The organism is Klebsiella sp. GW_Kp182 (assembly GCF_040062275.1).
GTDB classification, from domain to species: Bacteria; Pseudomonadota; Gammaproteobacteria; order Enterobacterales; family Enterobacteriaceae; genus Klebsiella; species Klebsiella michiganensis.
This window is the reverse complement of record NZ_JBEAFQ010000040.1, coordinates 27,067-39,484: the sequence shown is the minus strand read 5'-3', so window position 1 is coordinate 39,484 and position 12,418 is coordinate 27,067. Positions and strand designations below refer to the sequence as shown.

The 12,418-nt window shown below is 39.8% G+C and carries 12 protein-coding genes and 1 tRNA gene; 2 read left to right on the top strand and 11 right to left on the bottom strand.

Annotated elements, in window-relative coordinates; all coding sequences use genetic code 11:
* Positions 1 to 1,122: 1,122 nt before the first annotated feature.
* Positions 1,123 to 2,943: a DUF4365 domain-containing protein gene (locus ABLU88_RS17075; RefSeq protein WP_348837262.1), complete on the top strand. Its 1,821-nt coding sequence runs from the start codon at positions 1,123 to 1,125 to the stop codon at positions 2,941 to 2,943.
* A gap of 278 nt (positions 2,944 to 3,221) precedes the next feature.
* Positions 3,222 to 3,851 (top strand): hypothetical protein, encoded by a 630-nt coding sequence (locus tag ABLU88_RS17070; protein WP_348837260.1) that lies wholly within the window; start codon positions 3,222 to 3,224, stop codon positions 3,849 to 3,851.
* A gap of 204 nt (positions 3,852 to 4,055) precedes the next feature.
* On the opposite strand, the gene ABLU88_RS17065 is transcribed toward ABLU88_RS17070, so the two are convergent.
* From ABLU88_RS17065 to proA, 11 genes are all read right to left on the bottom strand, one after another.
* On the bottom strand, positions 4,056 to 5,519 hold the full coding sequence (locus ABLU88_RS17065) for a relaxase/mobilization nuclease domain-containing protein (protein WP_348837257.1): 1,464 nt from the start codon (positions 5,517 to 5,519) through the stop codon (positions 4,056 to 4,058).
* Positions 5,516 to 5,884, bottom strand: a complete 369-nt coding sequence (gene mobC, locus ABLU88_RS17060; protein WP_348837255.1) for a plasmid mobilization relaxosome protein MobC — start codon at positions 5,882 to 5,884, stop codon at positions 5,516 to 5,518. The genes ABLU88_RS17065 and mobC overlap by 4 nt, the downstream gene beginning before the upstream one ends.
* A gap of 6 nt (positions 5,885 to 5,890) precedes the next feature.
* Positions 5,891 to 6,151 (bottom strand): hypothetical protein, encoded by a 261-nt coding sequence (locus ABLU88_RS17055; RefSeq protein WP_348837252.1) that lies wholly within the window; start codon positions 6,149 to 6,151, stop codon positions 5,891 to 5,893.
* On the bottom strand, positions 6,148 to 6,324 hold the full coding sequence (locus ABLU88_RS17050; protein ID WP_348837249.1) for a hypothetical protein: 177 nt from the start codon (positions 6,322 to 6,324) through the stop codon (positions 6,148 to 6,150). The genes ABLU88_RS17055 and ABLU88_RS17050 overlap by 4 nt, the downstream gene beginning before the upstream one ends.
* 474 nt (positions 6,325 to 6,798) lie before the next feature.
* Positions 6,799 to 7,074 (bottom strand): hypothetical protein, encoded by a 276-nt coding sequence (locus ABLU88_RS17045; RefSeq protein ID WP_348837246.1) that lies wholly within the window; start codon positions 7,072 to 7,074, stop codon positions 6,799 to 6,801.
* Between the two features lie 11 nt (positions 7,075 to 7,085).
* Positions 7,086 to 7,373 (bottom strand): hypothetical protein, encoded by a 288-nt coding sequence (locus ABLU88_RS17040; protein WP_112074898.1) that lies wholly within the window; start codon positions 7,371 to 7,373, stop codon positions 7,086 to 7,088.
* Between the two features lie 1,286 nt (positions 7,374 to 8,659).
* Complete coding sequence (locus ABLU88_RS17035) at positions 8,660 to 8,935, bottom strand: hypothetical protein (RefSeq protein WP_348837243.1); 276 nt, start codon at positions 8,933 to 8,935, stop codon at positions 8,660 to 8,662.
* A 122-nt stretch (positions 8,936 to 9,057) separates the two neighbouring features.
* The gene (locus ABLU88_RS17030) at positions 9,058 to 9,258 is read right to left on the bottom strand and encodes an AlpA family transcriptional regulator (protein WP_000213227.1); all 201 of its coding nucleotides are present in this window, start codon (positions 9,256 to 9,258) and stop codon (positions 9,058 to 9,060) included.
* A 326-nt stretch (positions 9,259 to 9,584) separates the two neighbouring features.
* The gene (locus ABLU88_RS17025; RefSeq protein ID WP_348837239.1) at positions 9,585 to 10,799 is read right to left on the bottom strand and encodes an integrase arm-type DNA-binding domain-containing protein; all 1,215 of its coding nucleotides are present in this window, start codon (positions 10,797 to 10,799) and stop codon (positions 9,585 to 9,587) included.
* A gap of 175 nt (positions 10,800 to 10,974) precedes the next feature.
* Positions 10,975 to 11,050, bottom strand: a tRNA-Thr gene (locus ABLU88_RS17020).
* 112 nt (positions 11,051 to 11,162) lie between these two features.
* Positions 11,163 to 12,416 carry a glutamate-5-semialdehyde dehydrogenase gene (proA, locus tag ABLU88_RS17015; RefSeq protein ID WP_348837237.1) on the bottom strand — a complete coding sequence of 418 codons (1,254 nt, stop codon included), beginning with the start codon at positions 12,414 to 12,416 and terminating at the stop codon, positions 11,163 to 11,165.
* Positions 12,417 to 12,418 lie beyond the last annotated feature (2 nt).

The following is a 12,418-nucleotide window of genomic DNA, read 5'->3' as shown; positions in this document are numbered from 1 at the left end:
AGTAAACTGAATGCTACTAAGGTTATCTTTCGCCCATCTTTTATGCAACTAACAGATTTTGGACAATACAAGCCATAAAGCCCCGTTAGATAAATTTTCTTGCACCAGAAACAAGTTTCAACTCAGCCTCTCTTGCGTTCGAGCAATGCTTTGCCCTGTGGTGTTGCCAGAAGCTTACGAGCATGGATCTTGCGATTGTTGCGCTTAGTTGACGCTGATTTGTTCATGATTGCGCCTCCTGTGGGTTACAAAGGCAGATTAAGAAACATCCAAGTTACAAGTAAAGATACAACGGGTTCGACATCAAAAGGTAATATGTGACCATTACGTGCCGTGTTGGGCACATAAGAAAGGGCGGAGCGACATCCGCAGGTAATATGCTCCCTTCACAGGGAGGATAAAGCCTTAGCACGTTTTCTTATCAGGTGATCGTTATACTCCGATGATCGAAACCGTGGCAGAGCCGGATTCTCTCCCGATCCGGTTAGTCTTCCCAACAATTATGCCTGTTTATTCTCTGCAACGTCATCTCGACGTGTTGCATCATTGATGCGCCGCATGAAGCACGGAACTTTGCTAAGGGTTTCGGTATGAGGATTAGAGACGCTGGCGGCGTCTTCTGGCTTCAAAGGAAAATCTGTACAGGGTTGAGCCTGGTAACTACCTGCCCATATGTTGTACGATACCAAAGCCAGTACAACACACAGGCGTTAGGATGTGATTTAAGAAGATACAATTTCTTGGGTATTTTAACATAATTCATTGATTTTATTAGAGAGTGCGATAATAGGAACAATACCTATACACTATTTTATTGATTACTAATAAGAATTAACTGTTTCAGCTTTGTTGATACCCCCAAAGATACCCCCAATGGATTTTTTGTGTTCGTAGTGGGAGATTATTACTTGCCGAGAGCTCCTTTTGAACACGCCGCACAATAGCGGATTGTGTCTAGCAGTGGCGTGCCCAACAGAAGCATGAGCCTAACACTGGATTGATATTGCTACCATCCGCATTGTCTTAGTGGAGGTAAGAGCAATGGCTACAGTTGAGATACTGTTTTATTGTATGAGCATGGTATTATAAGACCACAAGAAAAAAACAAGATTGAGGGGCCTGATGAACGCAGGAGAGATTGGAACTGAAGCCGGGCGTATTTTTGAATACAACTTACCAAGCCATTGGATTTTCCGAAGTCAAGAGGATCAAAATGATTTTGGTATTGATGGAGAAATTGAACTCAAAGATGGTAGTGGCAAAGCTCTTGGGAAAGAGAGTGTTTTCAAAGTTCAGATTAAGGGTGAAGAGAAATCAACCTATATTCATGACAATAGCTTATTATCATTTACTCTCAAAACAGAGCGTTTGAGATATTACTTTGAATTTAAAGTACCTGTTATTTTAGTTGTGGTAGAGATCACATCAGAGAAAATATTTTGGCTCCCAATAACAAACAATGAAACATTAAGAGAAAAGGCATCAAAATCTAATCAAAATGATACAGTTCAAGTTCATATCCCAATTGAAAATACACTGATCAGAAAAGACATAGCATCAGCAAATAAAATATTAGACGCTGCCATAGATTGTTGGGATTACTTGAACATTAAGGGGCTTAAAGATTCTGTTGTCAGATATCCAATAATTAGCCCTTCAACTCTCGATAAGAAAATTGAAGATATAGGTGAAGCATTATATAAAGCGTATCATCAGCAGTTGGATAATCTTTTATCTGAAAGAAAATATGATGCTGTTTTTGAACGATCTAACGAAATAAGCCATTCACCAATAGTTCCTGCAAAAGATAGATTTATAGCAGTTTTATATTACTTACAAGCATTCCAAATCTCTCCTTATACTAATATTAAAAGAGAAGTTTACAGAGAAAATTTTTATATTTGCCAACATTTAATATTATTAGCTAGAGAGCAAAAAAGCCGGATTCACAGATTAATTGCTTTTGGTAAATCACGGAAAGCAAAATTTAAGGCTCAGTTGGATCAGCTTCATGCGACCCATCATTCCGTCAATCACTTTGAAGAAGAATCTTTAGAGCGTTATATTTTCAATGATCAAACTCAAATAATGTATAGAGATTGCTGCATATCCCTACAAAAGATCATTGAGTTATGTAATAGGATGACAAGAAACGAGCAATATCACATACTTGCAGATTTTTTTGTTGATATCTATGCGTCGATTTTAATATTCAAAGGAATCCATGAAGCACGGGGTTCGAAGGAAACAATTGATTTTCTAGATGATTGGTATGAAAGAATGTCATTATTAGTAATGACATATTGTGTATTATCAAAAGATATTGAAAAAATTGAAAAATTATACTTCCTTACTGCCACCTTGCTAAAAGAAAATCCTAAAGCAACCCAACCCCATCGGAAGATGATTCTTTCAACTTTTCCTGATTTTGAGGAAGCCCTAACAGAAATAGAGAATCATGTTATCAGTCTTGACAGTCAAAAAGATTTTTATGACCTTACAACTGAAGAGCAAAAAGAATACTTCTTGAGTATGGCTAAAAATCTAGGAATGGATCCTGATGACCCACAAGGAGAACATCATGAATTCCTTAAAATTGGATTTGCTAATTATGACCCCACAAATATAATGAAAAATTGTGAGCATTTATTTGTTCATTATCGTCCCGGAGGAATATTTGCCCAATCATTGAGAATGCACTCTCTAGGTGGCATGCATCTTTTGATCTGCTTAAAGCACAGACATGCACAAGGAACCGGAAATTTATTAAGTCAATTATATGATAGTACTGGCAGCTATGATTTCGGTAATAGTTTCAAACAATCAAATTGTGATAAATGCACGGATTGTAAACCCAGAGAGGATGGCTGGTCATGGAGTCTCAAATGGTATTCAAAAGAAGTAGAACGTCATAAAGATCTTCTTAAGAAGTATAGATTTTAATTACCTACCATTGTTTATATTTCAGATTAAGTGGCTACCGGGTATAGGCCACTTAAAATGTATTTATCTGTATTAGCTCAAACTTGATCTGGCACTTTTACTGCAGAAAGCTTAACCTAAGCTGACAGTCCACCCTGCGCCAGAAGCGGACATTAATAATTTGCTTACATTATCTTAATGAATTCGGTAAAACCTTAAAAAGATCTAGTAAACCTGCAAATTTGTATGCAATACTCTGTTTTGCAATGACGGAATGATTTTAACTGGTATAGAACAACGTGATTAATCTAATCAAAGCTCGACTTATTCAGGCCGATCTGAAAGAAATTGACCGAGAGTTCGAAGAAAAAGGCTTTGGCAGCCTTTTTACGATGGTATTGTTTAAACAGGCGCTAATATCGATTGCCAATCTTGTCGATTTTGAACACACCATTAGAATGGTGTACAAAGAACATCCGGAACTCTCTCAGTATTACCGTCAGTTCTCAGCCGAATTTGATTTCGCCAAATATCTTCGCAACAAATTTGTTGGACATATTAAGCCAGAACTCTTAGAGAAAGCCCTAGAGTGGCGCCCAGAGATACGTTTCTTCCTGAATAAAACATCAGATATCCACGTGATGGGTTTTTATAATATGTGGATTCTTGAAACAGCTATAAATAGTTACGTTGATTCGAATGGGAAACATAAAATATTTGGTAGTGAAACGGCACTGGATTACCCCCCAGACAATAAACGCTTTCTTATTTATATGACGAAAATAATCAAAAGTGGAATTTCATTTCTTGAGGAACTTATATTAGCAATGGATATTGAATATGAAAAGTTGTGCAATCCGGATTTAGAGGAGCAACTAAGGCTCGGCGGTATTGCCGGGAAGACAGATTTCGCATTCATCAAAAAATAAACCTTCCATAAGGCCGGATGTCCCATAGACTTTTATTCTAAAAAGTAGGATGTTCTGCATTATGTTCGCAAGATAAGAGTCGACTTCTCGCTCAAAGCAGACTGTCAGATTTGATAGTCTGCTGCCAGATAAAATTTTCAGTTTAAGTCTGAGCTAATACAATTTATCTACTCTAATACTCATAAGAATCAAATGACATATCTTTTATCTTGGTTTGAAAACTTGGCGTTCAATAATCTTTTCATCTTCTTGTTGTGATGATTTTAATCTTTCAACTCCCATCCTTTCTTTCAATTTCGATTTAAATCTACTTTCATTTCCAGCCAAATTAGCTAGTTTTTTCTTTATATTATCATGAATTATTTTCTCTTTATATTTAACGGCTAAAATGGGTTTGCTGATTCCTAAGCGTTTTCTCATTTCTTCGATCTTAGTTGCTCTACTATTGATGTTGCCACGCTTTTTGAGTCTAAATTTATCTGTGGCTGTGGTAGCTGTTTCTGCATGATCAAGTATCCTACTGATAGAACTGCTATCAGATTTACCATGCCAACGATTGAAGCGACCTTGAATATTAATTTTGTTTGGTTGTTGATTGTATTGTTTTTTAAGTCTATTGAGATTTTGTGTATTTTTCTGTTTTGTATTTCTAAGTCGTCGATTTGTTTGTCTATCGTGTTTCTCGATAAATTTAGTATTGATGATGTTGCTGAGGCTGTTCTCTCTGTCCTCTCTAATACTAGCTGCGTCTGATTTAATGCTGTACTGACTGATTCTGATAATATCATCATCGATTCTGTCAGAGGCTCTATCACTGTTGAAATCTGGTTCAACAAGTGATCGTCCAAAACGATTTTCGTCATCTGTTTTTCTTGCTGAGAATCTTCTAATGATTTCATCATCTCTATCTTTGTCATATTTCACCTTACCTTTAATAGTGTTCCAACTAAATTTTTTACCTAATGAAGATCCCTTAAATGTTATGTCATTCACACTGAATGAAACCCCCGCCACGTTGCCAGTGCTGCTGGCAACATTGAACATTGGTTCAATGCCTACGGCCTGCAGACGTTCTACGAACGTCTCAAGGTCTGGTTTTCCTGTCATAGCTGCTTGTAGAGAGGCTTGAAGCACTAAACGAGCTGGCTTTTCTCCTGTCCTCAATGCCATCTCGATCTCATTCTTGGTTGGTGCTGATACCTCTGATTTTTGACCTTGTAAGCCTTTAGTAATCGTTAGATTGTGCTTCACTTCTAAACGCTCACAAGCCGCTATTGTATTAAATGCTGAGTGCTGACCATGCCAGACTGAACCGTCCAAACCAATGCGATTTGCTACAATATGGATATGGTCTTTATCAGTATCTTTATGGCGCACACAAATATATTGGTGTTTGTCTATATTCATTTCTTTCAAATAGTCTTTTGCTATCTCTTGCCATTTTTCATCTGTTAGCTTCTCATCTTTTGGAAGAGATAAAAACGCATGAAAAACAGGTTTTTTTATATCTTGTCTAAAGCTGCTTACAGTCTTAAACTCATCAGTTAAATCACTAACATTATTAAAATCACTTGCCATATTGCTACATATGAAATCGTGATCATCTTTTAATATATACTTAACTCTGTTTTTAAATGATCTACCTGCTTTAGCCACATTGCCTTTCATACATAAACCTCACAAGCTTTTAATATTCTTTTCATAAGTTGCTTTATAGCAAAGTTAGCTTCTGAGGCTACAGACTGTTTAAAGTCTTCGTTTGTATGTAGTCTTTTAGCAATCTGATTTACATTATTACCTTGATGCTGTATTTCTCTATATAATGATTGCTCAAACTCAGGCATTTTTCTTTTTATCACTGGTTCGGCCTTTAAAATTTCTTTTCTAATGTAATGGCCTCTTTCAAGGCCGGAGGCTTCCACTAATGATTTTAAATATTCAAACTCTGCTTTGTTTACTCTAAACTGTATAGATATATCTCTGCGTTCTTCGTGATTTAATTCTATACGACCTCTTTTTCTGTCTGTATCCATATTTTATTATCCCCCTGTAGTAAACATATAATCCCTTATAGATTTTATATAGTCTTCATCATTTTCATCAATCAACGATTTTAGAAGAACATCAGCTTTATTTTCTTGTATATATCTATGAGAAACGAAATAACATAATCTTTGTTCATCACTATTTATTTCACAAAATGGTATATCTTTATCTTGTTCTATGTAATAAAAAAACCTTGCTAATAACTCAAACTTCATTTTTAAACTCATTTGCTTTTCTATGTCATCATCAATCATATTCTATTGCTCCTTTTGTATTTTATAAGGGCTTTTTTATCTATCATTTTCCTAACATCTGATATTGCTTGTTTTGCTTCGCTTGAAGAGTTTGTTTTTGCTGTGCAACTTCTAATCATAAAAGCGCCCAAAATAATACAAAGAAGCATAATTCCAACTGATACGACCATCATATTTTCTTCTCCTATACTTATAATACTAAATGTAAAACCATCAGTTTTTACCGCCTCCACTTTGACAAGGGGAATAGGCGGAAGGGTAGATCTTTTTCAACCCTACGAGCAAAGCGAGATAGGGCAATCCGAAGGATTGGGTAAATAGCGGATACGCTATTACACCTTGCCTCAGTTTCCGAAAGCTAAAAAATAAAAGCTGAACCCAACTTATATTTAAATAAATAACCGATCTAAAAAACTAGTCAATAGCGGCTACATAAATAATTACACTGCACGATAAATAAAATGCAAATAAAAGATAGGGTAAATAATATATTGTCTTTATGGCAACTTTGGGGGGAAATCGTCAAGGGCTAAATCGTGGGGTCCCGCTTGCGGGTTCCGATTTAGTGCTTGATGATATAGATGAGGAAATAAAATTTATATGGGTGATGGTTCGACACTTCGAGCCATCACCTTGGAAGACGTATTTTACATTCTCCTTCTGAAAGAAATCCTGTCAGAAAAAGCCAACTTGCTAATAATAAACCCAACAATCGCAATGACAAACAAACTAATATTACCAGCCATTATTCCTGAACTCATACCGATCAAAACTGATAATATTAAGGTGCTGAATACTATTAAAAATACACACCAACCCGGCGGAGCACCGTATAAAACAGTTGCTTGACATCCAGTGCATACGTGAACCCCTTTCGGGCTTTCTTTTAGACAGTATGGGCATTGAATGGTATTATTTTCCATTTCCTACTCCTCTAATCTTTCTTAAAAACCGCACCTTGGTAAACAACTCCATCTTTGACTTTTTCGATTTTAAAAGTCCAAGATCCGAGATTTTTGTTTTGCGTTTTGGCGATATATATGGGTTTCTTGCTTTCATCCCAGCTTTTAACGGTAAAAACACCATCGCGAAACTTGATCACATCTTTCTGAATATCAAGCCTGACGCCGAACTGTTGATTAACATAGTTGCCATAGATGCCATCATCGCCACACCCTGCTAGCAGGACGGCAAGACCTGCTACTGACATAAATTTCCGCATACCTTTTCCTTCACCAATAGCACAGATCTACGATTGACCTGTAAACGCCTTAGGATTCAATTATTTTCATGTCTAGTCATATCGTTTGTACCGATCGAAAAAACAAATTGCGATAGATAAAAACTATCGAAATCAAACAACCGATCGTTTAAATCAATTAATAACGATCGATTTAATGCTTTTTGATTGTTAAAACCTATCAATATTTACATATCGATCTTTTATACCGATCTATTCCTGTTAAGGATTTGGATCTTGAACGGACAACAGCGGGAAAAGTTCTATAGTGGGATATCTGGCGCGAGACTGGTTTTTATTTTTTTAGATATGGTTTTTTTTACTTTATTAGGCTTCGCCCTATATATTTTTTAGATCTAGTTCTACTTTATATTTTATTGGTGCCATAAAACAAGGCACCTTTGCTATAAACATAAACAACCTTACTGAGAGTTATATACTGCCTTGTGTTCGCCCCCGAAAAGGGGACTTCATCCAAGGCTTCGCCTCCTGAAATTTTCAACTTATTTTGTTGAAAATGTATCAAGATTGGCGAAAACCAAGATGAAAAATATGACTTCACCCAAGTTGATCTGGCTTAAAGCTCTACATCGTTTCCAATGTAGGACACCCTACGACACCCCCAGATTCGTTCATGCAGATTAATGTATTGTTATCCCCTATTTATGCTGTCAACAAAGGTAGGGCTTTCTCATAGCTATTCCATATACAACTTCACTTATCTGTTTAGAACTTCGCTTCGGGTTGGTATTACGTCGCTTCCCCTTCTATACCTACAACCAACAAAACATACGGACATCTCTTATTAGCGACTCGCGCTCAATTGCTCCACATATGCAGACCTGATACAAAGGTTTATAATTTGATTGCTTTCGAGGACATTAAAGATTCTGGTAGTGGTATTTAAAAGACTTGTAAAAAGCTCAGATTTAGATTTGACAAATATGAAAAGATTATTTAATACTTTATTATATTTGTAATCGCGTTATTCCTCTAACTGATTACAAGACTTAAAAAAGTCAGCGAAAACTTTTTTAGTCCTTAAAAAGTCAGATTTATCATCTGGCTTTTTTTGTATCTTTACTTTTTATAAAACTTATATTTTAATAGTCAATAGAAATAAAGAAAATATTTCACAAAATCATTATTGATTAATGATAGCAAGCCTAATAAAGGTCAGATATATCTCTGACCTTTTGCTTATGATATCTATATTACTCATATAAAATCTCTAAACGCTAAACAATCCATTTTGAGCTATTTTATTTTCACATATAACAAATCATAATGGCTTCTGTATGCATGCACATTATATTTATTCTAACCTCTTCAAAATCTATGAATCTATGCTGACTTTGATCAATACTTTTCTTCGTTTTATCAATAATATCATCGTAAACAGTTTCCATATAATACTTGTCAGTAAATAGATCGAATATTTCATTAGCAGGCTTCGCAAGCACTTTCTTGGTAAAGCGAGAGTATTCTAACAATGCTGTAAGTTCTGCTGAGTTCTGACTATTACACTTATTTTCTTTTTTCATTTTTGGTTCCTTATTTAATCGTTAAGTAAATATCCCCCTACACTTTCATGTATTATTTAAAAGGGATTGTTGTATTTTATAAATATATGTTTATATTGCTTTCACATACTACCCATATATTATTATGCTGCTGTATTGCGTGATGAATAGATCAGTTGTTCAATCCATTCATCAATCTCACTTTCAACAAAGGCACAGGCTCTTATTCCAATCTTAATCGGCTTAGGAAAATCACCCTTACTAATAAGTCTATAGATCCATGCTTTGCTAAATCCTGTTTTATTCATCACTTCTGGCAAGCGAATAAGTTTTCTTGTTGTCATATATTTCTCCGTTGTTGTTTTGATGAATGTAGTATCTGCAGATCGCTTATGACGTTCAACCCTCGGAAAATCAGAATTGAACTCGGATTGAGTGTTTTTCATACAAAAACAGATGAAATGGCGGAAGAGCTGTCACTGGGCGGGGTGTAGAGCGATTTAGCAATAAGTGCTATTTATTTTCCTGTTTTAAGATATTTTATAATTTTTATATTAATCAATTAGTTAACAAACATCAGTTTAAATTCTGACTTAATTCTTATCTGCATTAGCCAAGAAAAAGGGCTATGTCCGTTAAGACATAACCCTTCATTCATCAGCAGTTATCCTTACCCACGCCGATTAAACGTTCCCTGTACTACATTACCGCCTTTCTCAAGGCTTACCATGTAGTTGGCATACCATTGCAGCATCTCGCGTCTGCCATCGAGATATTGCGCATGGTTGTAGGTGCCACGGATAGCATTCTTATCAACATGGGCTAGTTGGGTTTCAATCCATGCAGTGTTGTAGCCCTGTTCATGAAGAACGGTGCTCATGGTATGACGGAAGCCGTGACCCGTAACCCGTCCTGTATAGCCGATTCGCTTAAATACCTGATTGATACTGGCTTCGCTCATGGTCTTACTTGGATCATTGCGGCCCGGAAACAGCAAAGGGAATTGTCCCGTCATTGCTCTGATCTGTTCGATAATGGCTAACGCTTGGGTGGATAGCGGGATGATATGAGGACGGCGCATTTTCATGCGTTCAGCAGAAATTTCCCATAGCGCTTTCTCGGAATCGATTTCCGACCATAAGGCACCACGCAATTCACCTGTTCTTAGGCCAGTAAGGATCAACAATCTCGCTGCCAACACCATCAATTCACTACCAGAGTAGCCAGCAAGGGCTTTAAAGAAGGCAGGAAGCTCTTCGGTGGTCAGGAACGGGTAATGTGTAGATTCATGCCCCTGCATGGCACTTGTGAGATCAGGCGCAGGATTATACTCGGCTCTGCCTGTCACGATGGCATAGCGAAACACTTCACCACATCGTTGGCGCACTTTCTTTGCTTTCTCTGTTGCACCTCTGGCTTCGATTTTTTTAAGCACATTAAGAAGCTCTAATGGCTTAATGTCCGCAACAGGCCGTTGACCAAGAAAAGGAAAAATATCTTTATTAAAAGCTTCGAGAATGTCAGAGGCATACCCAACTGACCATTTTTTCACTTTCATGCTGTGCCATTCGAGCGCAATTTGCTGAAAGGTGTTTTTGACCTGCGCTTCACGCTCAGCTTTATGTTCTTTCTTAAGTTCTAAAGGATCGATACCCCCAGCGATACCTTTTCGAGCTTCATCACGTTTTGCTCTGGCATCAGCCAAAGACACATCGGGATATACCCCCAGCGCCAATAACTTTTCCTTTCCATCGATACGATACTTTAAACGCCAGTAGCGTGACCCGTTAGTTTTAACCAATAAGTAGAGGCCACCACCATCAGCCATCTTGTAGGGTTTATCTTTGGGCTTGGCAGTCTCGACCTGTCTGGCATTGAGCTTCATCTGGGGGTATCTCCTTTAGACCGAACAGCGAATACCCCCATTGATACCCCCAACTCACCGTAGATTTCTGTGAACGTGAGTAGACGAGCAGAGACAATAAGGGCCGTGAAACCGCGTATTATAAGGGTTTAAAGGGTGTTTGAGTAGACTTAGGGAGACGTTAAAATAGGTAGGATGGTGCCGATAATAGGAGTCGAACCTACGACCTTCGCATTACGAATGCGCTGCTCTACCAACTGAGCTATATCGGCCCTGCAAGACGTGCTGACGAGCGTAAGCACGGGATAGAAGGTTAAAACTAAGTGGGTGATGCGTCAATGCCCTTGCGAATCAAACGGCTACTTTTGCATCACCCAATTAGCATTAAGCACGAATGGTATCGTCGCCGAAGCCAATCCACTTATAGGTCGTCAGGGCTTCCAGGCCCATCGGGCCGCGCGCGTGCAGCTTCTGGGTGCTGACCGCCACTTCCGCGCCGAGGCCAAACTGGCCGCCGTCGGTAAAGCGGGTAGAGGCGTTGACGTACACCGCCGAGGAATCCACCTCGTTGATAAAGCGGTTGGCGTTGCCCAGGGTGCGCGTCAGGATGGCGTCAGAATGCTGGGTGCCATGCTCGCGAATATGCGCTACCGCTTCATCCTGATCGGCCACCACCTTCACGTTCAGATCCAGCGACAGATACTCATTGTCATACTGCTCCGCTTTCACCGGCTCTACGCTGGCCGGGCCGTTTTGCAGCGCGGGCAGGGAGGCCGCATCGGCGTGCAGGCTGACGCCGCTTTCCGCCATCTGCTTGCTCAGCGCGGGCAGGAAGCGTTCGGCGATATCCTGATGCACCAGCAGCGTTTCGACCGAGTTACAGGCGCTCGGGCGCTGCACTTTGGCGTTAACGATAACCTTCAGCGCTTCGGCAACGTCGGCGGAGTGGTCGATATAAATATGGCAGACGCCGATACCGCCGGTGATCACCGGGATCGTCGACTGCTCGCGGCACAGCTTATGCAAACCTGCGCCGCCGCGCGGGATCAGCATATCGATATACTTATCCATCTTCAGCATCTCGCCGACCAGCGCGCGATCCGGGCTCTCAATCGCCTGCACGGTGGCCGCCGGTAAGCCGCACTCCTGCAGCGCCTGCTGAATCACTTTCACCGTGGCGGCGTTGGTGCGCCAGGTCTCTTTACCGCCGCGCAGAATCGCCGCGTTGCCGGTTTTCAGGCACAAAGAGGCGACGTCGACGGTCACGTTCGGACGGGCTTCATAAATTACGCCCACCACGCCCAGCGGCACGCGGCGACGCTCAATGCGCAGGCCGCTGTCCAGCAGACCGCCGTCGATTATCTGACCGACCGGGTCCGCCAGGCTGCAGACCTGACGAACATCGTTAGCAATTCCGCTCAGGCGCGTCGGGTTGAGCGCCAGGCGGTCAAGTAGCGCCTCGCTCAAACCGTTGGCGCGCGCTTCCGCCAGATCCTCAGCGTTAGCCCGCAGGATCGCGTCGGTCTGCGCTTCAAGATAGTCGGCAATCTTTTCCAGCACCCGGTTCTTTTCGCGGCTGGAAAGCTGCGCGAGTTTGTACGAGGCCGCTTTGGCAGCAATGCCCATTTGTTCCAGCATTT

Bases quoted from the DNA above. Each gene is read 5' to 3' on its own strand.
- ABLU88_RS17075 (WP_348837262.1), top strand. From the start codon at position 1,123: ATGAACGCAGGAGAGATTGGAACTGAAGCCGGGCGTATTTTTGAATAC.
- ABLU88_RS17065 (WP_348837257.1), bottom strand. From the start codon at position 5,519: ATGAAAGGCAATGTGGCTAAAGCAGGTAGATCATTTAAAAACAGAGTT.
- mobC (WP_348837255.1), bottom strand. From the start codon at position 5,884: ATGGATACAGACAGAAAAAGAGGTCGTATAGAATTAAATCACGAAGAA.
- ABLU88_RS17055 (WP_348837252.1), bottom strand. From the start codon at position 6,151: ATGATTGATGATGACATAGAAAAGCAAATGAGTTTAAAAATGAAGTTT.
- ABLU88_RS17050 (WP_348837249.1), bottom strand. From the start codon at position 6,324: ATGATGGTCGTATCAGTTGGAATTATGCTTCTTTGTATTATTTTGGGC.
- ABLU88_RS17045 (WP_348837246.1), bottom strand. From the start codon at position 7,074: ATGGAAAATAATACCATTCAATGCCCATACTGTCTAAAAGAAAGCCCG.
- ABLU88_RS17040 (WP_112074898.1), bottom strand. From the start codon at position 7,373: ATGCGGAAATTTATGTCAGTAGCAGGTCTTGCCGTCCTGCTAGCAGGG.
- ABLU88_RS17035 (WP_348837243.1), bottom strand. From the start codon at position 8,935: ATGAAAAAAGAAAATAAGTGTAATAGTCAGAACTCAGCAGAACTTACA.
- ABLU88_RS17030 (WP_000213227.1), bottom strand. From the start codon at position 9,258: ATGACAACAAGAAAACTTATTCGCTTGCCAGAAGTGATGAATAAAACA.
- ABLU88_RS17025 (WP_348837239.1), bottom strand. From the start codon at position 10,799: ATGAAGCTCAATGCCAGACAGGTCGAGACTGCCAAGCCCAAAGATAAA.
- proA (WP_348837237.1), bottom strand. From the start codon at position 12,416: ATGCTGGAACAAATGGGCATTGCTGCCAAAGCGGCCTCGTACAAACTC.